This window comes from Pedobacter sandarakinus, from assembly GCF_026240095.1.
Lineage (GTDB): Bacteria > Bacteroidota > Bacteroidia > Sphingobacteriales > Sphingobacteriaceae > Pedobacter > Pedobacter sandarakinus.
Genome location: NZ_JAPIVG010000003.1, coordinates 300,349 through 323,109, shown reverse-complemented (window position 1 = coordinate 323,109; position 22,761 = coordinate 300,349). Strand labels below are relative to the sequence as shown.

Below are 22,761 nucleotides of genomic sequence, written 5' to 3'. Positions count from 1 at the left end.
AATAACTATTTAGACCTTAGCATAGGCACTAAATTTGGATCGTTTACATGCAATTTGATTGCATATCTATATTTAAACTTGGATGGATCAGCTTTCTCCTTTCGTTTAAGAAGCGTGATTATACCTTTGCTATTTATATGTGCATTTACTCCGAAGAAATATGAACTCACATCTTCGATTAAATCAAGTGTTGAATAATAATAATTAATTATCTGCTCGAATATATTTTCTTCATAGTATATCGGTTCTATGATCTTAATCTCCTTTAAATCATTTACATAAATTTTAAAATCAGGAATATTCTTCCCATAATCATGCTCTATTCTATTTCTCCTAAACATAAAATTTGCCAAAAACTTTTTTTGAGCCTCAAATGCAATATTTGCAATTTTGGTGTAACCAGATTTATATTTGAATTTTGATGATTGTTTTCTGATATATTTTTCAATGACTTCTGGTTTAGAAAGCAAAAAATCTTTTGCTTCAAATTCACCGTCAGAGATTAAATTTGACAAACAAAAATTATTTAAGAGCTGTTTACCTGAAATAAAAAAATCTACAATCTTTCTCCTTATTACTATTTCAGGACTGATATCAGAAGTAATTTCGTTTTCTCCAGAAACGCTAAAGTATTTTCCCGTTAAGATGCCATCAATATACTCGTTCCGCAAATTAATAACTTCATTAAAAACGTCATAGAAGTTTGTGAAGTGATCCTGTGTTTGGTCTACAAAACTTTCAACCAAATTTTTTCTTTCTTTATTGAATGGAAATGCAAATTCCGACATTTCCATGAAATGCAATTGAAATCTAGGTATTATACCTTGAGCAGTTCCATGAGTGGAAACATATTTAACCCATTAAAAAGCTTCATTAATTTAAGAGTGTTAGGTGTACCACCAATATACAACTTATTTGTATTCTCTCGTAACCTCGCCAACTTCCCCACCCCACCACTTACAGGTATTTTTGAGCATCAATAAAAAAACAAGAAGAAAGCATTTTATGCCATTTCAAAAAGGAGTAGCAGGATGCCCGACGGGAAGACCAAAGGGCAAAAAGAAAAAGCCTGTAAAACCACTTTTAGAAAGGCTACTCGAGAGAGCTTTGCTATCAATTGAAGCGAAACTTAATTCAGGTAGCCCGGAAATAAAAAGGGAGTTCTTTACGGATATTATAAAATTAATACCAGCAACAAATATTAATAGAAGCAGAAAAATGGAAGTTATTGAACCAGGTATTTGAATCGCCTGAAAAGCACGAAAAGGCTTTAAAAGTATTTAAGGAAACTTATGAGGGCTTACAACATTTGAACCAATTAAACAACTATTTCCTAATAGTTGGAATGCATAGAAAAGTTATGGCTAAGCACTTCTTGTGCAAAGAATAAAGGTGAAGCAGTTGGAATGTATCAAAAATCTATTGTGTTAAATCCACAAAATTAAGGAGGCAAAAAAAATTGCGAAGTTGATAATAAACCAACTGGCAAAATAAAAGCCACTTATGTCTAAGTGGCTTTTATTTTATTCGTCAATCACCAAAGAGATGTTCAACAATATTGTACTCAAGAGGAGATTCGAACTCCCACACCCGTACGGGCGCCAGCCCCTCAAGCTGGTGCGTCTACCAATTTCGCCACCTGAGTATGTGTTGCAAATATAATTTAATTTTAGATTTTGCGGCAACAATTATAATTCAATTTTTAAGTTGTCGTAGGCCAGCTTAATATTTGGTGGCAATAAGGATTCAACTTCGGCATGTAAACCCAAATTATGGCTAATGTGTGTTAAATAGGTGGTACCAGCACCAACCAACTGCGCAAATGCAATGGCTTCATCTAACGTAAAATGAGAAATGTGCGGCTCTCTTTGTAGTGCATTAATAACCAGTATTTTAGAGCCAGAGATCTTTCTAATACTCTCATCAGAAATGGTTTTTGCATCAGTAATGTAAGTAAAGTCGCCAATTCGGTAACCCAGTATTGGCAGTTTATAATGCATTACTTCGATAGGCGAAATGGTACTGTTGCCAATCGTGAAATCATCGCCACCTACCAATGTATGGAGTTTTATTTGAGGTAAGCCGTGGTATCTGGTATCTGCAAAGATATAATGAAACTCCCTTTTAAGGGCTTCCTGAACGCGAGAGGTGGCATAAACATCGATTACTTTATGCAGCAGGTAATTAAATGGACGGATATCATCCAAGCCAGCGATATGATCTTTATGCTCATGTGTAAATAATACTGCATCAAGATCTTTAACATGTGCCCTAAGGAGCTGAGAACGAAAATCAGGACCACTGTCTATCACAATAGTTTTATCCTCAGTTTCAATTAAAATTGAAGTTCTCAAGCGATTATCACGGTGATCTTCCGATAAGCAAACTTCGCAATTACAAGCAATTACCGGCACTCCCTGCGATGTACCAGTACCTAAAAAAGTAATTTTCATTCTAAACAACTTTCCTTTCTATTCAGGTAATTAAAGATCTGTATCGGCATTAAAATAATTCAGTTTGTTGTAATGAGTGAAAAAAGTGGCGTTGTTTTTCATCTAACATGTTTTCATCAGGATTGCTTTCCTTAACGAGCTTTACCAATCCTACAATCTTTCCCTCTAAATTAGAAAATTTATTTACCACAATGATCTTGTTATGCGCCAGTAAGCAAGAACCAGTTTTAAAGTTTCCCTTTTCATATCGAACTTTGAAACCCATTGCAAGAAGTAACTGTTCTAATTTCTCTAAAGTATGATTTGTAAATGGTAACGACATTAAAACAAACTTAGAGAAATCTAATCAGCATTCCATAAATACAGCGAGGAAAAAAGTTACCCAATCCATTTTTGCCTATTGGTAAAAATGCTAATCAACAAAAAAGGTCCAGTTGTTTCCAACTGAACCGCTCAATAAATCTTTAAAAAGTGATGGTTGTTAACGCAAGTCTACAACTTCAACACCTGGATATTTTTTTGCGTCAAACGCAAAAGTTGTTTCCGGAACATTAACATTTGGTGAAAAGGTTTTCACGTTGTAAGTGTATTTGTTTCCGTTTTTATCAAACAACACCACATTTGCAATTTGTTTAGCCGCTTTATCAATACTTAAACGAACTTTAAAAATCGATTTTTTTGCATCAACCGGCGTTAAGTCAATCATTTGGTAAGTTTTACCTCCAACTTTCTGTTCGCCTGTATACATGTATTTAAACCCTTTTTCGTAAACCGTGAAAATTTTAGCAGGATTAATCGCATCGCTACTGTTATCAACGTTACTCACCTGCACTTCTTTGTCTTTCTTAAGGTAAGTCCATTGGCTTTTCCCATCGCTAAACAATTCCTGGTTAGTCATAGCCACTTTATATTTATTAGAGTTGGCTTTAACGTAAAGCGTTCCTTGCTGCGTTTCTTTAACCTTTGCTTTAGGATTATCTAAAGTAAAACTGAAATCTGTTTTAACAATATTGTACGATTTGTATTTTTTACTCACCTCAGCTAAAATTGCTTTAGCTTTTGCATCTGTTTGTGCATAAGTAGCAGTTGTAAAAGCAACTACAACCATTACTACCGAAAATAATCTCTTCATCTTGTGTTTTAAATTTTATAGTCTAAACGAACTTTAGAGCCGTAATAACCAAAAAGGTTTAAAATTAGCCCTTGTCATCCATGTTATTCAAGAATTGTTCCAAAGAGTACTCATCCGGATACAAAACTTCTCTTGCTTTGCTACCTTCGAATGGGCCAACAATCCCTGCAGCCTCTAACTGGTCGATGATTCTTCCTGCACGGTTATATCCCAATTTTAATTTACGCTGGATAAGCGATGTAGAACCCTGTTGATGCATTACAATAAGCCTGGCTGCATCTTCGAAAAACTTGTCGCGTTCATTCGGATCAAAATCTGCTTTACTTCCTTCCCCTGCTTCATCAATATATTCTGGTAACTGATAGGCATCCGCATAGCCGCGTTGGTTGCCAATAAATTCTGAAATGCGATCGACTTCAGGTGTATCAACAAAAGCACACTGTAGCCTGATTAAGTCGCTACCTGTTGATAACAACATGTCTCCCCTACCAATTAATTGGTCTGCCCCGCCACTATCCAGAATCGTTCTCGAATCAATTTTAGACAACACCCTAAATGCTAGCCTGGCTGGAAAATTTGCTTTGATTGTACCGGTAATAATATTTACTGATGGACGCTGCGTAGCCAACACCAGGTGAATACCAATGGCACGTGCCAATTGAGCTAAACGGGCAATTGGTGCTTCCACTTCCTTTCCTGCTGTCATCATCAAATCGGCAAACTCATCTACCACTAATACAATAAAGGGCAGGAACCGATGTCCGTTATTTGGATTTAGCTTGCGCTTTATAAATTTATCGTTGTATTCTTTTAAATTCCTTACCTGAGCATCTTTTAATAAATCATAGCGTTGATCCATTTCAATACATAAAGAATTTAAAGTGTTCACCACTTTTTTGGTATCGGTTATAATGGCATCGGCCTCTCCAGGCAATTTCGCCAGGAAGTGGCGTTCTATTCGATTGAATAGGGTTAATTCTACTTTTTTTGGATCTACCAACACAAATTTTAATTGTGCGGGATGTTTTTTGAAAAGTAGCGATACTAATATCGCATTGATACCCACCGATTTTCCTTGCCCTGTAGCCCCAGCTACCAGTAAGTGAGGCATTTTGGCTAAATCGGCAATGAAAACCTCGTTGCTTATGGTTTTCCCCAAGGCAATAGGCAAATCCATTGCATTTTGGGTCCATTTTTCCGTGTTTAAAATGCTCCGCATGGGCACCATTTCCGGATGTTGGTTAGGTACTTCGATACCAATAGTTCCTTTTCCAGGCATAGGTGCAATAATCCGGATTCCCAGGGCCGCTAGTGAAAGTGCGATGTCATCTTCGAGGTTTTTAATTTTTGAAATGCGCACGCCTGGTGCCGGGATAATTTCGTAAAGTGTAACCGTGGGACCAATAGTCGCTTTAATTTTATCAATCTCGATATTGTAGTGATTGAGGGTTTCAACAATTTTATTTTTGTTGGCCTCCAATTCCTCTGCATTAACCGAGATTTTATTGGTACCGTAATTCTCAAGTAGATCAACCGTTGGGTATCGGTAGCCAGACAAATCTAACTTCTCATCATAATTACCAAATTGCTCAACTAAATCTTCAGATTTCTTTTCTTCTTCTGTTTTTTCTATAGTGAATGTTGGTTCTTTTTCTTCTGGCACCGCTGGTTCAACAGTTAATGGCAAAGCCGTTGCAGCAGCAGTGGCTAATGGCAAGTTCGTTGCCAAAGGCGAAAGTATAACCGAGGCCGTATCTTCTTCCTGCTCCTTGGTGGCTTCAAATCGATTTGGCTGAAGTACTACGTTTTGCTGTTTGCGTTCGGTTACTGGTTTTTCGCGTACCGGAAATTCGATCGCTTCTGACGGCTCATCCACTTCATCTTTATGAGCAAACTGTGCACGCACTTCATTTACATAATCAGTTGTTTCATTGTCAAGATAAACTTCTTTAGCCTTGCGTTCGGGCAATTTGAAGTCGATATTATACGCAATAATTAGGATGGTTAGGCCAGCAAAGGCAATTAAACCGGCAACACCTGCAGCCCCAATCTGTGCCGCTAAAAGCTTGTTGCTCCAATAGCCAAATTCCCCCTCTACGTAATGGGGAGATTCCGCCCAAAAACTATGAGCGAAACCCAATGTGAGCGAAATAAATAGTAAAAAGAAGAAGCTGTAACCGAGTGTCTTTGAAATGGATAAAATTTTAACCTTAAATAAAAGGCGGTAACCAATAATAAAAAATGCTAAAACGAATAAAAAAGATGCTATACCAAACCACTCATAAATGAATTGATGAGATAATAATGCCCCAAATTTACCTAACCAGTTTTGTACCACCGGGATAGTTACACCCGAATCTTTGAGTTCATCGGCAGTTTTAAATAAATTAGACCACCCACCATTTGCATCTATCACATAGCTCTGATCATCTTGCCAAGTAAATAAATAAGATGTAAATGCAATTAAGAAGTAAAGGGAAAGGATTACAAAAAATAAACCTACAATTTTTATAGCACGACCATCCTGCAAGTCGAATTGTGGCAAATACTCTTTTTTTTCTTTAGGCTGGCGACTAGATGACGCCCTTCCCGATGTATTCTCGGTACCCTTATCTCTAAATGTATTGGTTTTAAACTGGTTTCCCCTTACCGCCATTTCTATTCTTATAAATATTTAACAACAAACTTAGATAAAATTGTTGCTTTTGCGAACAATTTTATCGTTCTCTTCTCGCTAACTCACAAATTAGGTATACCACCACGGTAACGTCCTGTTTATGCGCATCGTAATTTGAAAGCTCCATTTCTGCCGATAAAATAATCGCTTCTGATTAAACCTTTAGAAAAAATTCTTGTCTATTATTTTACAACACACACGTTGAGCGTTTTATCAAATGAAACGGATTTTGTTTTAGGTTTTTCCCGTCTAGCCTGGAGAGGTTAGACGGGATTTTTTTATGAAGATATGAATTTTCTTCAGGCAAAAATGAGCTTACCATCCTTTTCAACCACTCAAATTTTAGTTATTATTTCTCACTATATTTATTTTTTGTTAATTTAAAACGATTATTAAATAGACTAACAAACGAATATGAGTATAACGCAACTCGAAGAACACATCGAGGCAAATGATGCTGATGCAGTAAAAAGCCTTTTGGTTAAACAACCTAATTTGGCAAACACCAATACATCGCACCGCATTTCGCCATTATTGCTTGCTTGCTACTATAAGAAACCAGAAATAGCAGAAATTATTGCTGAGTTTACTGATGACCTAACCATTTTCGAAGCTTGTGCAGTTGGTAAATTTGATAGCGCTACCTTAATCATTTTTCAGCAGCCAGAAATCGTTAACGAATTTTCTGACGATGGCTTTACGCCGCTCGGTCTAGCATGTTATTTTGGGCATGAAGACCTGGCTCGCTTCCTGGTACTGAAAGGTGCTGATGTAAATCTCGCTTCCAAAAATGGTTTCAACGTTTTCCCCATTCATTCTGCGGTTGCAGCGAACAACTTAAATATTACGAAAATGCTTTTAGAAGCCGGGGCATATCCAAATGTTTGTCAGAAGGCAGGCTTGGCGCCGCTACATACGGCAGCACAACTCGGAAATATTGAATTAATTATTTTATTGTTAGAACACGGAGCAGAGGTTTCTTTACGCATGGAGGGCGGAAAGCGTCCGGCAGACTTGGCAGCAGAAAAAGGCTTTAATGAGATTGCAGAAATCTTAAGGGATGATGATTAGCTAAATTGAAGATACTAAGAATGGGTGTACCTATTCCCAAATCCGCAACCGCATTTTTTTCATGTATGTTCTAATATCTAACACAAAAGCAGCCAAAAAATAAAACAGTATTGGGAAACCCACAGCCAGAAAAGATGAATAGATGAAAAACAGACGCACCTTGGCGGTACTCATATTTAAGCGGTTGGCTAAGTAAGTCGACACTCCAAAACTTTGTTGTTCGAAATAGGTGATGATTCTTTGAAACATGTTAAGCTTATTTTAAATTTTTGCCCAGATAAAAATAAAGAAGCGTAATAACCAATCGTTCCTCACCCTAATTTACAGATAAATTTCGAGTAACAACAATAGAAATGAAAATTACATGAATTAAGACAAGGTCAGCTTCTCAAAATCCTGCATGTGCTCATGTTTAATAAATAATGTTTGTTGCTCTTCTAATCCAACGTATTTGGCCTTTAAATCAGCGATAAAGTTTCCAATATCTACGCCTGATTTTAGTATAACGGTTAAAGCATCGGCATTACCCCTAACTTCAACAATTTTATCAGCGTACAATTCTTTTAATTCATGAGGAAATTCCATAATAGCTATTAACCAATAATATAAGTAAAAGTTTTACAGCATTTTAAGCCTGTTTTAGAATTTTGATGCCAATACTACAGGATAGGCACTTTCTCTTATCGCAATACTGTGTTTTCAACTGTAGTACACCTTGCGATTTAAACGCATTATCAAATTTCAACCCTGCGTGTACAAATTTCGTGGTGATGGCATTTTCTTCTGCAGGTAATCCTTCTAATAACTTCAGTGCCCTGTTTATGTAGAATGGGCTTGCTGAGTGTTTACCATAGGCAAATAGAAAAAGTGCTACCGTATTTAGCAAAAGATTATCGATAGATTTTTTGCCTATTTGTGTTGCTACTGAAGTGGTGTTATTCTTAAAATGATAATGATTTTTCCAGTAGTCGTTTACAGGCAATTCCTCAAATAAACTTCGCAAATGGGTTACATCTCTAATATCCATTACTTTAGAAAATAGGTGGTTAGCCTTTATAATTAATGCTGCAAATTGAGCTAAACGGATGGTTGGGAAATTTTGCGGCCGCATTCTCATAAATTTCCAAAGCTGGGGCTGTATAGGTTTAATGCCATATTTTTTCTGTAAAAACTCGAACTCTGCTTTGAGTTTTTTCGGATATGGAGATGTAACAGAACCGCTCAGTAATCCAGATGCTCCAAAAACTAATGCTTCTATTTGAAAGGCGTTATCTTTATGTTTAGCAAATATTTGCTGTGGGATCGCTTCTGCCAGCATTTCAAAAGGAAGCGCATTAACCTTAAAGCCAAAGTTCTTTGCTATAAAACGATAGAAGGTTTCATCCCAATTGCCGTTTAAAGCATTTAACGTTTCTAAAACAGTATTGGTTTTTTGCTCAAAACGCTCAACCAAAACCCTTGAGATAAATGTATCGACAACAAATTGATCTACGGTTTTAATTTGCTCCATACAAGGAAAATCTGTAAGCGTAAGAAACAAATTGGCATATTTATCAATGAGTTCGGATGCTATTCTTTGCTTTAGTACCAAAGTGGGCATCGAAGATCCATCTATCCGTGTAATTTTGGCATCGTCTTCAAAAACCACATGCAAAATAACATTTTCGTAATTCAGATCATTCTGGTGCTGATGCTTTAACCAATCAGATGATCTGATGTGGATTTCTACATTCCCAGCCCATAAAGTTTCGCCAATTTGCATCTTTGCATTGGCAAAATCTGGCCCTGCGTTCTTATTTAGCATCCCTTGATGAATAATTCTCAGGTCCTCTCCATCTGATGTTTTCAGATTTGTATGGGAGAAAGAACGGAACTGCCAAACATAATGAAGAAAATCTTCCGGAAAATTCATTCTTGAAGATAGGAAATTATTCCTTTAGGTTTTAATGTTCACCAACCTATTTTATGTTCTGGCTTCAAATGGCTTTTACAGGCGTTTTCTTTTTGTAATTGGTGATGAAGACACCTGCAATAATTAAACAGGTTGCTATGATGAGATCAGAATTTACGGTTTCGTTTAAAATCAGCCAGCCTAAAAATATAGCTATTATAGTGTTGAAGTATGTTAAAATAGAAACCTCAGAGGCCGACACTTTTTTTAGTGCATAATGATAGCAGAAATAGCCCAGAACGGATCCGAAAACTGCCAGATAGACGGCAGCAAACAAACTTTCTGTTTCCCAAGCGCTTACATCTGCCCGGCCAGAGAAAATTAGTGCCAAACCCAACTGTACTACAGCAGAAAATATAAATTGATAAAACAGATTTAGGAAAATGTATTGCGGCTTGCCGCTATGTTTTTTAGAATATATGGTACCAATCGTCCATCCAGATACGGCGATAACTAATGATAATATTCCATTCCGGTAATCGGGATCAAGTAAATCACCGATCCCATCCCTAAAAATAAAAACAATCCCTAAAAACCCAATAAATACCCCAATAAAGCCTTTTAAACTTGCCTTTTGAATACCAAGAAAAACGCAACCTATAAACACCAATAGTGGAGAGGTAGCATTTATTAGCGAAGTAAGCCCGCTTGGGATGGTTTTCTCCGCCACAGTGGTCATGCCATTAGCGATTACCACCATCAAAATAGAAAGCAAGAGCTGTCTTCTTAAGTTCAACCAGCCAATCCATTTTAATTCATTTTGTTTGATGAGGATGAGCAAGATGATAAGAGATGCGATGCTTTGGCGTATTGCCGTTACATACCAAGCCGGAATGCTTTTCACCGCAACCCGAATACCCAAATACGTTGTACCCCAAATTAACGCTACGCCAATTAATGCGAATATAAGTTTTAAATCGATTTTGGATTTCATTGCGCTGCCGGGCATTAGCTTTAATTACAAAAAATGGAAATAACCTTAATAATTTGCTTCATACTATAAAAGCGATGCATTTTTTAAAATTTGCTCCATCTGCTGTTGCAGTTTTAATGCTTCTTCCCTAGCCTTTTCTGCAAAATCTTCCCCATTACTCGCATATATTATTCCTCTCGAAGAGTTAATTAACAAGCCACATTGAGCGTTCAAGCCATATTTACAAACCTCTTGTAAATCGCCACCCTGTGCACCCACTCCTGGCACTAACAGAAAATGGTTTGGCGCCAGCTTTCTTACATCGGCAAATGCTGCCCCCCTGGTTGCACCAACCACATACATCATCTGCTCTGCGGTTGCCCATTGTTGACTAATGCGCAAAACTTTTTCAAAGAGTTGCTCATCTCCCGCCGGTTGTAATTGAAAATCGGCATGGCCAAGGTTTGAGGTTAAAGCCAGCAGAATAACCCATTTATTTTTATAATTTAAAAATGGTGTTACCGAATCGCTGCCCATATAAGGCGCTACCGTTACAGCGTCGAAACTCATGCCTGAAGATTCTGTATTGAAAAAAGTTTCTGCGTACATGGTAGAGGTATTGCCAATATCACCACGCTTGGCATCTGCAATGGAGAAAATATCCGAGGGGATGTAGTTGCAGGTTTCAACCAGGGTTTCCCAACCTTTTGCGCCATAACATTCATAAAAAGCAGTATTCGGCTTATATGCCACACAAAGATCCTTCGTGGCATCAATGATCTGTTTATTGAATTCCAGAATCGGATTTTTGTATTTTAGTAGATGTGGCGGGATTTTATCTAGCGAGGAATCCAATCCTACGCACAAAAATGAACGTTTTCTTTGGATATGCTCGAAAAGTTGCTGCTTAGTCATAAATAGCCTTATTTGCTGCAAATATGAAGATTTTAAATGTTTTAGCACGATTAAAATATCCCCATTAAAAATATTTTTATAAACATTTTAAACTTTTTCTTGCGGATTACGTTTCAAATACATACAATTGCAACATAATTTCTCAACCGTTTATCTGAATATCCCAGAAAAATTAATCAAGACTTGTTTTTTTTACTTTTTTTGAAAGCGATTTATCGTTCTTGTTCGGCATGTAAACAATTATGAAATATTTTGAGCGTATCTAGTTATTAACTCATTTGGTTTTATAGCCCAAAGAATTTATACACAAAAAATAAAGCAAGGCTTGTGCTTACACAAATAAATAGGCCGATGCAGATTTATAACAGGAAACTTCCGTTATAAACAATGAAAAATTTCTTGAAACATATATATTTAGAATGTTTAGCAAAACAGAATTAAATGATAAGCTTACTCCAGAATTACGTGAGCTTGCAAAATCCTATGGCATTGAAGGTGCCGAATCCCTGAGAAAAATAGACCTTGTTGAAGTATTACTGCACCAGCAAGAAATTATAAGTGCTGCTAAAAGCGTAGCAGACCCATATGCTGAAGCTGAACCTGTTGCAACAGCTCCGGCAGCAAAGAGTAAAGCATCAAAAGCCGAAAAAGCACCAAAAGCAACCGCAGCTGCAACAGCTACAAGTGTTGCCGAAAAGCCGGTAAAGAAACGAGCCCGATTAAGCAAAGATGATTCGAAAGCACCGATAGAGCGAAAAAAAGATTCTGTTACCCTTTTCGATGAACCGCAGCATCAACAGCAGTCTGAAAAACAACCCGATCGAATTTTCGACGGCGAAGAGAGCGTAAAACCTATTTCAGCGTTGATCGAAGAATCTGCAGAGGTTTTGCCCCCGGCACCAAAACAACGCCCGGAGCCTAAAGAAAAACAAGAGAAAACGCAACGCGATGAAAATCGCCAGCAGAAACAACCAGGCGGTGGCAACCACCACAAAAACGAAAACAGTTATTCCAATTTAGATTTCGATAATGTAATCACTAATGAAGGTGTGTTAGAAATTATGCCTGATGGCTATGGTTTCTTGCGCTCTGCAGATTATAATTACCTTACCTCACCCGATGATATTTACGTATCGCAATCGCAGATTAAGCTTTTTGGCTTAAAAACCGGCGATACAGTAAAAGGAAGTATCCGCCCGCCGAAAGAAGGCGAGAAGTATTTTCCTCTTGTTAGGGTAGAAACCATTAACGGCAGAATTCCTGCCGAAGTTCGTGACCGCGTTCCTTTTGATTATTTGACACCGCTTTTTCCGACTGAAAGACTAAATTTATTTACCGATACGAATAACTATTCTACTCGGATAATGGATTTGTTTACACCAATTGGTAAAGGACAACGTGGTTTAATTGTTGCACAACCAAAAACCGGTAAAACCAATCTTCTAAAAGAAGTAGCAAATGCTATTGCTAAAAATCATCCGGAGGTATACCTAATTATCCTGTTAATTGATGAACGTCCGGAGGAGGTTACTGATATGGCTAGAAGTGTACGAGCAGAGGTTATTGCTTCTACTTTCGATGAACCTGCCGAACGCCATGTAAAAATTGCCAATATTGTTCTAGAAAAATCTAAACGATTGGTAGAAAGTGGACATGATGTAGTTATTCTTTTAGATTCTATCACCCGTTTAGCAAGAGCCTACAATACTACCGCACCTGCTTCTGGTAAAATTTTATCTGGTGGTGTTGATGCCAACGCCCTACACAAACCAAAACGTTTCTTTGGTGCTGCCCGTAACATTGAAAACGGGGGGTCACTTACCATTTTGGCCACGGCATTAACAGATACAGGCTCTAAAATGGATGAGGTAATTTTTGAAGAATTTAAAGGAACAGGTAACATGGAGTTACAACTGGATCGTAAATTATCAAACAAACGCATTTTCCCTGCCATTGATATTACCGCATCAAGCACTCGTAGGGATGATTTGTTACATGACAGAGATACGTTGCAACGTGTATGGATTTTACGTAACCACCTTGCCGATATGAACAGTCAGGAAGCAATGGAATTTGTACAAGCACAAATTAAAGGCACAAAAAGTAACGAGGAATTTTTAATTTCTATGAATAGCTAAATAGCGTTTCAAAGTTTAAGGTTTAAAGTTTAGTGCTTTTTTAGAAGAAGATCACAGCTTTAAACCTTAATTTTTATCCTTTCAACTTAATACCGATGAAAAGGCATATTCCTAACGCAATTACTTGTGCGAACCTATTTTCTGGTTGCATTGGCATTGTCTTCGCGTTTAAAGGCGAATTACAAATTGCAGCGTACTTCGTAATTCTATCCGGAATCTTCGATTTTTTTGATGGCATGGCCGCACGCATTCTACATGTTAAATCTGCCATTGGTAAAGATTTGGATTCTTTGGCAGACATGGTAAGTTTTGGTTTTATGCCAGGGGTTATCATGTTCCAATTGTTGAAAAGCAGCGATTACGCTTCGGCTTATTTGCCATACATCGGCTTTTTTATTACAATTTTCTCGGCTTTGCGATTAGCTAAATTTAATAACGATGAGCGCCAAACTGAAGATTTTATTGGATTGAATACGCCAATGAATACCATTTTCATTTGCTCGCTGCCTTTCATTGCTGAAGATTATCCGAAGTTGATTGGCTCTACCATTTTATTAATTGCCATAACTGCAATAACCAGCTACTTGTTGGTTAGCGAAATAAAAATTTTTTCGATGAAGTTGAACAACTTAAGTTGGGCACAAAATAAAATAAAATTTATATTCTTAATTTTATCGGCGGTGCTGATTGGGGTGCTGAAATTCGCTGCAATTCCTTTTGTGTTGGTTCTCTATATTGCACTTTCTGTACTCCATTTTAGAGGACAGGGCGCAGGAAGTAAACCCTAATAGCAACACAACATTTGCAATATAAACCTGATTGCAATGAAAATACTTTTTGTGTTACTGCACGTTCGGCTTAGATCTCCCTTCTGCAAAAAGATTGTAATGAAAAGCAGGCCTGCTGCAGCCCACAAGTCGCCCTGCCCTGCTTTACTAAAAATTAATCTTTTGCTATTAACTCTTTTTTTGCTGCCTCTATCTGCCTGTATATTGCCACGACAGTAATTTTTAGCCGCTCGATATCAGCTGGAAGTTGATCTATGTCGGCTAAATTTCTAGCATTATGCTCTATTTTCTGAACAAAATCTTTAATATCTGCACGACCAACATAGCTAAAGGTTGGTTTAATTTTATGTGCACAGTTACCAACTTTTTCCCAGCTTTTATGCAGCATCGCATCTTCCAACTCGGCCATATAAAAGGGAGTCTGCGCTAAAAAAGTGTCAAAAACTTCGATCATAAATTCTGGATTATGACCAACCATTTGTATGAGATATGATAAATCTAAGGGATGATTATCATTTTTATTCTCCATATCGCAAAGCTAGCTATTTACAACCTCTTAACCTCTAAAATATCGTTTATATTTTCTGCTATCGATAAAATTGTTTTTTGCAGTATAGGGTGGATGACATCGGGAGCGATTTCTGCCAGCGGGATCATTACGAATTTTCGATGCTGCATTTCTGGATGTGGGATTGTGAGTCTATTTTCTATGTTGATGATTTCATTTTCGTAGAGTAAAATATCGATATCGATAAGCCGTTCGCCCCATTTTTCTTTGCGGATGCGCCCTAACACTTTTTCGGCGTTTAAAGCCTGATCTAATACTTCTAGCGGAGACAATGTGGTTCGTACCGCAATTGCCTGATTGAGGAAGGCGGGTTGATCCATTTTGCCCCAGGCGGCAGTTTCGTAGCAGGCGGAGATCTTCTCGATTTCACCGATGCTTTGCCGGATAAGTGAAATGGCTTTCGCCAAATTATCGGCCCGGTTGCCTAAATTTCCACCCAGTAACAAATAAACTGTTCGGTACTCTAAAGCGATATTATGCATTCGTGTATTTTCATATCTTTACACCACAAAATTAGCATTTAAATGAAAGATTTTTTCAAGTATCTATTTGCCTCAATGTTGGGATTTTTCCTTTCAATGGTAATTATTTTCATCATCATCGGCGTTATTATTGTAGGCGCAATTGCGTCTGTAGATAGTGATAAGAGTGTAACTGTTGCCAATAATTCTGTATTGTTTTTAAATTTAGATCAGGCTGTGACCGAACGTACCCCAAAAAATCCGTTTGGAAATTTACCCATTGTTGGTGGAGACGAAAAAGATGGTATTGGATTAAACGACCTTTTAAAATCTTTGAAGCGAGCGAAAACTGACGACAATATTAAATGCTTGTATTTGAGCGTAAGTAGTCCGAATGCGGGTTTTGCAACAATGCGTGAGGTAAGAAATGCGTTGATAGATTTTAAAAAGTCGCACAAGAAAATTATCGCCTACAGCGAGGTATACACTCAGGGCGCCTACTACCTGGCATCAGTTGCCGATAAAATTTACCTCAACCCAGAAGGCGCATTGGAATTTAAAGGTTTTAGTTCGGAGCTTACTTTTTTTAAGGGCACACTTGAAAAAGTTGGCGTGGAGATGCAAGTGATACGTGTAGGTAACTACAAAAGTGCGGTAGAGCCTTTCATTTTAGATAAAATGAGCGATTACAACCGCAAACAAGTTACTGCTTACGTTGGTGGTTTATACAATACTTTTTTAGCAGACATTGCACAAAGTAGAGCGATCCAGAAAGATAGCCTTTATAAAATTGCTGATGATTTTAAAATTCAGCAACCTAAAGATGCATTAAACTACAAAATGGTTGATGGACTAAAATATAAGGATCAGATTTTGGAGGAATTGAAAGGATTATCTGGCAGAACCAGAGGCGAAAATGTACGCACCGTATCGATAAATGATTACGCGATAAACAACACCGAAAGCGGTAGTGGCAGCGATAAAGTGGCCGTAATTTATGCCAATGGCGAAATTAATGGTGGTGAAGGAAACGATAACCAGATTGGATCTGAACGGATTTCGAGAGCCATAAGGAAGGCCCGCTTAGACGATAACATCAAAGCCATCGTAATTCGGGTTAACTCTCCAGGTGGAAGTGCCCTTGCATCTGACGTGATTTGGAGAGAAGTTGTGCTGGCTAAAAAAGAGAAGCCAGTGATAGCTTCTTTTGGAGATGTTGCGGCGTCTGGTGGTTATTACATTGGTTGTGCAGCTGATAGCATTTTCGTACAGCCGAATACCATTACCGGCTCCATCGGTGTTTTCGGAATCATTCCAAACTTTCAAAATTTAATGACCAACAAACTCGGTATTACTTTCGATGGTGTAAAAACAGGAAAGTATGCAGATATTATGGCTACCAATAGACCAATGACACCGGGAGAAAGGTTCATTATCCAGAATGAGCTGAATAGAATTTATGATGGATTTATTACCCGAGTTGCAGATGGAAGAAAGAAAAGCAAAGCATACATTGATAGTGTTGGGGGCGGACATGTATGGATCGGAACTGATGCCGTACAAATTGGTTTGGCAGATAGAATTGGCAGTTTTAATGATGCAATAAGAGCAGCAGCAAAAAAGGCTAAACTGAAAGACTATAAAGTTGTAGAATATCCAGATGTTGTTAATCCATTGAAATCTTTTATGGCTGAAAGCACTGATAAAATTAAAACGTATTATACCAAGCAAGAGTTAGGTGATCAATATTTTCTTTATCAGCAGATGAAAAAAGTTATCTCTAGCTCAGGCATTCAGGCAAGGATGCCGTTCGAGGCAGTAATTAAATAGTGTGAACATTTGACCCCGTTAGGTTGGGAACTACCAGACTAACGAGGTCATTTTTCCTGTACATCGATTTATTATTCAAGAATTTTCCAATCTGGGTGCAAAGTTAAGTAAGTATTATTCACCGATTGGTTGGGCGGATGTATAGTTAAAGCCACGCCTTTTCCACGTAAGAATTCGAATGCTATTCCCTCTTGTTTGGCATCGTAAATTTGTACTGTATCTTTGGTGGCAGTTAAGTAACTGCTGGCAAGCGCCATTCCAGGAAACTTGTTTTTAGTTTCTGAAGTTGTCCGTCCGACAGTAAACCCATCTTGTGTTTTATATTTAGGAGAAGTAATTCTTATCTGCTTAACATCTTTTACATGCATAGTGGTATCCTTGTAAGAGGAGTAGATGGCAATTTCATCTGTATCACCATTTTCCATTTTGCTACCATACCAAATTCCCCATGCTTTTCCCATGGCAGCATCGCCACCATCTGCCTTTCCTAATACCTTGGCAACCTTTTCAATGCTGTCTCCCAGGGAAATTTCACCGATAGACCTTCCAGGAACTATTAAAAATGTTGGATCTACGATTTTACCAGGCCCAGATTCTATGCTTGCAATAGAATCGGCTTTGTGTTGACCGTTTTTTGAGGATTGACAGGCGAACACCATGGTTGTGGCTGCGAATAAAAAAATACTCGATAATTTCATTATGATAGAACACCATATTGCTAAATTCTGTTTGAAATAAATCGTGGCAATGATGATTTAAGCCAATATTTCATAATTTTACACCTTATGGAAAATAAAACCATTGCCCGCACTTTCCGGTTATTATCGCAGCTCATGGAACTACATGAGGTAAACCCTTTCAAAATTAAATCGGTAGCAAATGCATATTTTAAAGTTGATAAACTTCCGTTTGCATTGAAAGACAAGCCTTTTGATGAGTTAGAACAGATTGATGGCATTGGCAAAAGCTTAGCGGCTAAGATAGTTGAGCTCTTGCAAACGGGACAACTTAGCGAGCTGAATGATCTGATTGCTGTAACGCCAGAAGGTGTAGTGGAAATGCTAGGCATTAAAGGAATTGGCCCCAAAAAGATATTTATCATTTGGCGCACGTTAGGTATCGAAAATATTGGCGAATTATATTATGCCTGCAACGAAAACAGGTTGGTAGAAGCCAAAGGATTTGGCCTAAAAACACAGGAAGAAATTAAAAAAGCCATTGAATTTAAACTTGCGGCCAACGGTAGATTTTTATTCGCACAGGTAGAAGAATTCGCCAACACCTTAAGAACGCAACTTGCTGAATGGCTAATTGGCGTAGATAATGATTCAGCCCTAAGCTTCGCAGGAGAATACCGCCGTTGTTGCGAAATTATTGATGAGTTAACACTTGTAATTGGTGCTACCCATGCCGAGAAAGTAATAGACAGTCTGGCGCTTTTTGAACCATTGCCCTTAATTCTAGGCGAAGATGCCTTTATAACTACTACTGAAGCAGGTTTGCGGATCAAGATATATGTTGCAGAGCGAAACGATTTCCACTTAACTTGTTTCAAGCTTACCGGAACGGATGAACATGTGAATAAGGTTTTAGCTTTAGCAGGAGATGGACCATTTAAGACTGAGGAAGAAATATATACCAGCGCTGGGCTTGAATTTGTTGTTCCAGAACTACGGGAAAACTTTGATGAAATTGAATTGGCCAGTGCCCGCAAACTCCCTGTACTGGTTACATATGAAGACTTGAAAGGCAGTTTACATAATCACTCTACCTGGAGCGATGGAGTAAATTCTCTTGAAGAAATGGCATTATATTGTAAAGACACTCTAAACCTACAGTACCTGGGCATTTGTGATCATTCTAAATCTGCAGTTTATGCAAAAGGATTAAATGAACAGCGAATTTTTGGGCAGCACCAGGAAATTGATGTTCTAAACCGAAAATTAGCGCCATTTAAGATTTTTAAAGGAATTGAAAGCGACATTTTAGGCGATGGATCTTTAGATTATGGAGATGATATTCTAAAGACATTCGATTTTGTAGTCGCCTCGGTACATAGTAACTTGAGAATGGAAGAAGAAAAGGCGACTAATCGTCTTATAAAAGCCATCGAGAACCCATACACTACCATTTTGGGTCACCCTACCGGACGTTTGCTTTTGAGCAGAGCAGGCTATCCGATAGATTACAAAAAAGTTATTGATGCCTGCGCTGCAAATCAGGTAGTGATAGAAATTAATTCAAACCCATTACGTTTAGATCTAGACTGGCGATGGCACCGTTACGCCCTAGAAAGAGGCGTATTATTATCAATCAATCCTGATGCTCACCGTACAGAAGGATTTCATGATATGCGTTATGGTGTTTTGGTAGCTAGGAAAGGTGGTTTAAGCGCCCCAAAATGTTTAAACGCTTTTTCTTTGGAGGAAATAACCGATTATTTCGGCAAGAGAGCTTCGGCGTCTAAGTAACTATTTTTAATGGTAAATTTTGGTTTATGGTTAAATCTTCGGAATCTATAGGCCAGTTGAGATTGATGATTGGCTATCACAAATCGATGAGCGAGAAATCTAAAAGCCTAACTCATAAATCTAAAACCAATGTAATATCTTTGCGTCATGATCAGTGAAATTGCCAACCGCATATTTAACCAAGTAATTGTAGATTATCATCAATTCGATGAAATTGACCATCCGGTGAAAAACCCCTATGATGTAGACACATTATCGCATCTATTATACATAAAAAACTGGATTGATACTGCACAGTGGCATATGGAAGATGTTGTACGTAACCCCCAGATCGATCCTGTGGAGGGCTTGAGCTGGAAACGCAGAATAGATGCGCAAAACCAAGTACGTACTGACATGGTTGAGTTTATCGATGGCTATTTTTTAAAGCTTTACAGTAACGTTTCTGCATTGCCTGATGCGAAAATTAATACCGAAAGCCCGGCCTGGGCAATAGATAGGCTATCTATTCTGGCCTTAAAAATTTATCATATGCAAGAAGAGGCCGCCCGGGAAAGTGCCACTGCCGAACACCGCGAGCAATGCCAAACTAAATTGAATGTATTGTTATCGCAACGCGATGACTTATCTACCAGTATTGATGAACTGATAACAGATATTGAGGCGGGTAAAAAATACATGAAAGTATACAAGCAAATGAAGATGTATAACGATCCGAGCTTAAACCCGGTTTTGTACAATAAAGTGTAGATCGAAGTAAATTGAGTCGAAGCCTAAAACCATGTCGTTAGAAAAAATTATTGCTTTGCGTTTTTCTGCAATGGGCGATGTAGCTATGGTGGCATCGGTATTAAAGGAATTTTCTGCACAAAACCCTTCCGTGGAAATTGTAATGGTGAGTCGCAAGGCATTTAAACCATTTTTTGATGGAATAAAAAATGTAACCTTCCACGCTATTGAACCGAAGGGCAAACACAAAGGGCTTGTTGGTTTGTACCGACTTTATCGAGAGCTTCGGCAACATCAACCTATTGCTGTTGCAGATTTGCACGATAATTTACGCAGCAGAATGGTTGCTACATTCTTTAGGTTAAGTGGAATGCGGATAGCCCGAATAGACAAGGGAAGAGCGGAAAAAAAAGCGCTGACAAGATCCAAAAACAAAGTTTTTAAGCCTTTAAAACCAACAGTAGAGCGCTACGCTGAAGTATTTAAGAAACTAGGATTCGATTTAAAGCTTGTGTATCAGCTGATAAAAGACCGCCTGACATTACCTCTTGAATTTGAAAGACTACATGCTAAAACTGATGTAAAGAAAATAGGCATCTCCCCTTTTGCGCAACACATTTATAAAGTTTACCCGCTCGATAAAATGGAAAAGGTAATTGCTTCACTAAGTCATTTAGGCTATGAGATGTATATCTTTGGCGGAGGAGCAAATGAACAAGCTGTTGCCGAAGGTTGGGCGCAAGCCTATAAAAACACCTTTAGCTTAATCGGGAAATTTAACCTTTCAGAAGAACTTGCAATCATATCAAACCTTGAAGTTATGCTTAGTATGGATTCTGCCGGTATGCACATGGCTTCTCTAATGGGGGTTCCGGTAGTTTCAGTGTGGGGGCCAACACATCCCTATGCCGGCTTTCTGGGTTATGGCCAGTTGGAAAGTGATTGTATTCAGGTTGACCATCCCATACGGCCAAATTCTATTTATGGAAACAAACCTTGCTTATGCGGTGTTGAAAGTTGTATGGATTTGATTGATCCAAAAACAATTGTAAATAAAATTAAGGAAAAACTAAATGGCTAAGCAGTTACTATTGGTGCGACATGGAAAATCTGATTGGGGAAATGTTAATTTAAAGGATTTCGACAGGCCATTGAACAAACGTGGGAAAGAAAATGCCCCCGAAATGGCAGAGCGGTTGTTAAATAAAGGCTTTAAGTTTGATTTAATAGTTAGCAGTCCTGCAAAACGAGCAAAATCTACTGCAAAGTATTTCGCCGAGACTTATAAAACTGAGGAAATAAACTACGAAGAATTAATTTATGAAGCCGGCAGCAATACGCTTTTGAAAGTTGTGAATGATTTTGATGATGCCGCCGATACTGTTATCATGTTTGGCCACAACCCCGGATTCACCGATCTTGCTAACCTGCTTGGCGATGGAGATATCTACAATATTCCTACAGCCGGAATGGTATTGCTCTCGTTCCCTTTCGAATCATGGAAAATGGTAAGTGCCGGAACTGGTGAGCAGGTTTTTTTCGATTACCCGAAAAACAGCGATGAGATTTAGGTTGGTATTACCTTTTTAGATCGCATGGAATGTGGTAATTGTATGCAGGGAGTTATCGACAATTCTGACGCGGGCATTTTTGCAGAATTGGGATAATGCCAAAAGCGCTGCACTCTTTACATTAAACCTGATAGAACGTAAAGCCCACAGTGCGAGGAACGAGCCACGAGGACTTGAAGTGATAGCAGGGCTGGAGACAGCCAAGAAAAACTACCGTTGTTTTCCAAAAAAAAAATTAAACGGTAATGCCGAAACAGTAAATTTCATTATCTTTGGTCACATCATAAACGAAAGTCCGGCAATAGACATTTCGGTGAATTCATAACCTTTTCTCTTTTGGTTATTTCATAATTCGTATCGCCGGAAGATTTATCCATTAAATTATCTGTACATGAATTTTGATTATAACACTACACGCAGCCATTTGATATTATCAGAATATGGCCGTAATGTGCAAAATATGGTAAAGTATATTTGCGAATTGCCAACCATAGAAGAGCGCAATAAATATGCCCAGGCGGTGATAGACCTGATGGGTTTTTTACAACCTCACCTGCGGGATGTTGCTGATTTTAAGCACAAACTTTGGGATCATTTACACATTATCTCGAATTACCAGATCGATGTTGAAAGCCCGTATCCGAAGCCTTTGCCAGAAAATGCATTTAAAAAGCCAGACCCACTGCCCTATCCGCAACAGCGAATTACCTACAAGCATTATGGCAAAACGGTTGAGAATTTGATTGAAAAAGCGATGCTTGAAGAAAATCCAGAGCATAAGAAGGCAATGGTGCAGGGAATTGCAAATTTTATGAAAATGTCTTACGTTACATGGAATAAAGACAATGTTAGCGACGATACTATTATTAAAGATCTGAAATATCTGTCTGGAGGATTATTGTCTCTGGATGAGGGCGTAAATTTGGCCAAAGTAGAATTTAGGGCACCCAATCCCCGGCAAAATAACAACAACAATAATAACCGCGGAAGAAATAACAACAACAATGGCAAAAACCGCCAGAATAACAACAATAATAATCGCGGAAGAAATAATAATAATAAACCAAAATACTAAAGGAACAGTAAAACTCGG

General features: G+C 38.1%; 24 protein-coding genes and 1 tRNA gene. 11 read left to right on the top strand and 14 right to left on the bottom strand.

Annotated features, from left to right (window positions below; translation table 11 throughout):
- Nucleotides 1-5 precede the first annotated feature (5 nt).
- On the bottom strand, nucleotides 6-788 hold the full coding sequence (locus OQ268_RS09970; protein ID WP_265855974.1) for a hypothetical protein: 783 nt from the start codon (nucleotides 786-788) through the stop codon (nucleotides 6-8).
- 181 nt (nucleotides 789-969) lie between these two features.
- Between OQ268_RS09970 and OQ268_RS09965 the strand changes: the two genes are divergently transcribed.
- Complete coding sequence (locus OQ268_RS09965) at nucleotides 970-1,245, top strand: hypothetical protein (protein WP_265855973.1); 276 nt, start codon at nucleotides 970-972, stop codon at nucleotides 1,243-1,245.
- Between the two features lie 316 nt (nucleotides 1,246-1,561).
- Here the strand turns inward: OQ268_RS09965 and OQ268_RS09960 are convergent.
- The 5 genes from OQ268_RS09960 to OQ268_RS09940 all read right to left on the bottom strand — a co-directional run bounded on the left by OQ268_RS09960 (nucleotide 1,562) and on the right by OQ268_RS09940 (nucleotide 6,241).
- Nucleotides 1,562-1,645: transfer RNA gene (locus OQ268_RS09960), tRNA-Leu, on the bottom strand.
- A 43-nt stretch (nucleotides 1,646-1,688) separates the two neighbouring features.
- Nucleotides 1,689-2,453 (bottom strand): MBL fold metallo-hydrolase, encoded by a 765-nt coding sequence (locus tag OQ268_RS09955; protein WP_265855972.1) that lies wholly within the window; start codon nucleotides 2,451-2,453, stop codon nucleotides 1,689-1,691.
- A 49-nt stretch (nucleotides 2,454-2,502) separates the two neighbouring features.
- Nucleotides 2,503-2,775, bottom strand: coding sequence for a hypothetical protein (locus OQ268_RS09950; protein ID WP_265855971.1), 273 nt, complete (start codon nucleotides 2,773-2,775; stop codon nucleotides 2,503-2,505).
- A gap of 159 nt (nucleotides 2,776-2,934) precedes the next feature.
- Nucleotides 2,935-3,585 carry a LolA family protein gene (locus OQ268_RS09945; protein ID WP_265855970.1) on the bottom strand — a complete coding sequence of 217 codons (651 nt, stop codon included), beginning with the start codon at nucleotides 3,583-3,585 and terminating at the stop codon, nucleotides 2,935-2,937.
- Between the two features lie 64 nt (nucleotides 3,586-3,649).
- Nucleotides 3,650-6,241: an FtsK/SpoIIIE family DNA translocase gene (locus OQ268_RS09940; protein ID WP_265855969.1), complete on the bottom strand. Its 2,592-nt coding sequence runs from the start codon at nucleotides 6,239-6,241 to the stop codon at nucleotides 3,650-3,652.
- Between the two features lie 435 nt (nucleotides 6,242-6,676).
- On the opposite strand from OQ268_RS09940, the gene OQ268_RS09935 reads away from it, so the two are divergent.
- Entirely contained in the window at nucleotides 6,677-7,333 is a 657-nt protein-coding gene (locus tag OQ268_RS09935) for an ankyrin repeat domain-containing protein (protein WP_265855968.1), read from the top strand.
- A 30-nt stretch (nucleotides 7,334-7,363) separates the two neighbouring features.
- Here the strand turns inward: OQ268_RS09935 and OQ268_RS09930 are convergent, their stop codons facing one another.
- The 5 genes from OQ268_RS09930 to pyrF all read right to left on the bottom strand — a co-directional run bounded on the left by OQ268_RS09930 (nucleotide 7,364) and on the right by pyrF (nucleotide 11,112).
- Nucleotides 7,364-7,582, bottom strand: a complete 219-nt coding sequence (locus tag OQ268_RS09930; RefSeq protein WP_265855967.1) for a PspC domain-containing protein — start codon at nucleotides 7,580-7,582, stop codon at nucleotides 7,364-7,366.
- A gap of 120 nt (nucleotides 7,583-7,702) precedes the next feature.
- Entirely contained in the window at nucleotides 7,703-7,918 is a 216-nt protein-coding gene (locus OQ268_RS09925) for a hypothetical protein (RefSeq protein ID WP_265855966.1), read from the bottom strand.
- Between the two features lie 43 nt (nucleotides 7,919-7,961).
- Nucleotides 7,962-9,245, bottom strand: coding sequence for a DUF2851 family protein (locus tag OQ268_RS09920; RefSeq protein ID WP_265855965.1), 1,284 nt, complete (start codon nucleotides 9,243-9,245; stop codon nucleotides 7,962-7,964).
- Between the two features lie 64 nt (nucleotides 9,246-9,309).
- Nucleotides 9,310-10,218 carry a DMT family transporter gene (locus OQ268_RS09915; RefSeq protein ID WP_265855964.1) on the bottom strand — a complete coding sequence of 303 codons (909 nt, stop codon included), beginning with the start codon at nucleotides 10,216-10,218 and terminating at the stop codon, nucleotides 9,310-9,312.
- A gap of 63 nt (nucleotides 10,219-10,281) precedes the next feature.
- Complete coding sequence (gene pyrF, locus OQ268_RS09910; protein WP_265855963.1) at nucleotides 10,282-11,112, bottom strand: orotidine-5'-phosphate decarboxylase; 831 nt, start codon at nucleotides 11,110-11,112, stop codon at nucleotides 10,282-10,284.
- A gap of 419 nt (nucleotides 11,113-11,531) precedes the next feature.
- On the opposite strand from pyrF, the gene rho reads away from it, so the two are divergent.
- The gene (rho, locus tag OQ268_RS09905) at nucleotides 11,532-13,250 is read left to right on the top strand and encodes a transcription termination factor Rho (protein WP_265855962.1); all 1,719 of its coding nucleotides are present in this window, start codon (nucleotides 11,532-11,534) and stop codon (nucleotides 13,248-13,250) included.
- A gap of 95 nt (nucleotides 13,251-13,345) precedes the next feature.
- On the top strand, nucleotides 13,346-14,038 hold the full coding sequence (gene pssA, locus OQ268_RS09900; RefSeq protein ID WP_265855961.1) for a CDP-diacylglycerol--serine O-phosphatidyltransferase: 693 nt from the start codon (nucleotides 13,346-13,348) through the stop codon (nucleotides 14,036-14,038).
- Nucleotides 14,039-14,192: 154 nt separating this feature from the next.
- On the opposite strand, the gene OQ268_RS09895 is transcribed toward pssA, so the two are convergent.
- The gene (locus OQ268_RS09895) at nucleotides 14,193-14,567 is read right to left on the bottom strand and encodes an Hpt domain-containing protein (RefSeq protein WP_265855960.1); all 375 of its coding nucleotides are present in this window, start codon (nucleotides 14,565-14,567) and stop codon (nucleotides 14,193-14,195) included.
- Nucleotides 14,568-14,584: 17 nt separating this feature from the next.
- Nucleotides 14,585-15,088, bottom strand: coding sequence for a 2-amino-4-hydroxy-6-hydroxymethyldihydropteridine diphosphokinase (gene folK, locus OQ268_RS09890; RefSeq protein ID WP_265855959.1), 504 nt, complete (start codon nucleotides 15,086-15,088; stop codon nucleotides 14,585-14,587).
- Between the two features lie 42 nt (nucleotides 15,089-15,130).
- Between folK and sppA the strand changes: the two genes are divergently transcribed.
- On the top strand, nucleotides 15,131-16,897 hold the full coding sequence (sppA, locus tag OQ268_RS09885; RefSeq protein ID WP_265855958.1) for a signal peptide peptidase SppA: 1,767 nt from the start codon (nucleotides 15,131-15,133) through the stop codon (nucleotides 16,895-16,897).
- A gap of 71 nt (nucleotides 16,898-16,968) precedes the next feature.
- Here the strand turns inward: sppA and OQ268_RS09880 are convergent, their stop codons facing one another.
- Nucleotides 16,969-17,595: a hypothetical protein gene (locus tag OQ268_RS09880; RefSeq protein ID WP_265855957.1), complete on the bottom strand. Its 627-nt coding sequence runs from the start codon at nucleotides 17,593-17,595 to the stop codon at nucleotides 16,969-16,971.
- An 87-nt stretch (nucleotides 17,596-17,682) separates the two neighbouring features.
- Between OQ268_RS09880 and OQ268_RS09875 the strand changes: the two genes are divergently transcribed.
- From OQ268_RS09875 to OQ268_RS09850, 6 genes are all read left to right on the top strand, one after another.
- Complete coding sequence (locus tag OQ268_RS09875; protein ID WP_265855956.1) at nucleotides 17,683-19,368, top strand: DNA polymerase/3'-5' exonuclease PolX; 1,686 nt, start codon at nucleotides 17,683-17,685, stop codon at nucleotides 19,366-19,368.
- Nucleotides 19,369-19,515: 147 nt separating this feature from the next.
- Complete coding sequence (locus OQ268_RS09870) at nucleotides 19,516-20,118, top strand: DUF4254 domain-containing protein (protein WP_265855955.1); 603 nt, start codon at nucleotides 19,516-19,518, stop codon at nucleotides 20,116-20,118.
- Nucleotides 20,119-20,149: 31 nt separating this feature from the next.
- Nucleotides 20,150-21,178 carry a glycosyltransferase family 9 protein gene (locus OQ268_RS09865; protein ID WP_265855954.1) on the top strand — a complete coding sequence of 343 codons (1,029 nt, stop codon included), beginning with the start codon at nucleotides 20,150-20,152 and terminating at the stop codon, nucleotides 21,176-21,178.
- Entirely contained in the window at nucleotides 21,171-21,668 is a 498-nt protein-coding gene (locus OQ268_RS09860; RefSeq protein ID WP_265855953.1) for a SixA phosphatase family protein, read from the top strand. The genes OQ268_RS09865 and OQ268_RS09860 overlap by 8 nt, the downstream gene beginning before the upstream one ends.
- Nucleotides 21,669-21,747: 79 nt before the next feature.
- Entirely contained in the window at nucleotides 21,748-21,993 is a 246-nt protein-coding gene (locus OQ268_RS09855) for a hypothetical protein (protein ID WP_265855952.1), read from the top strand.
- A 66-nt stretch (nucleotides 21,994-22,059) separates the two neighbouring features.
- Complete coding sequence (locus OQ268_RS09850; RefSeq protein WP_265855951.1) at nucleotides 22,060-22,743, top strand: DUF4290 domain-containing protein; 684 nt, start codon at nucleotides 22,060-22,062, stop codon at nucleotides 22,741-22,743.
- The last annotated feature ends 18 nt before the right edge of the window (nucleotides 22,744-22,761 follow it).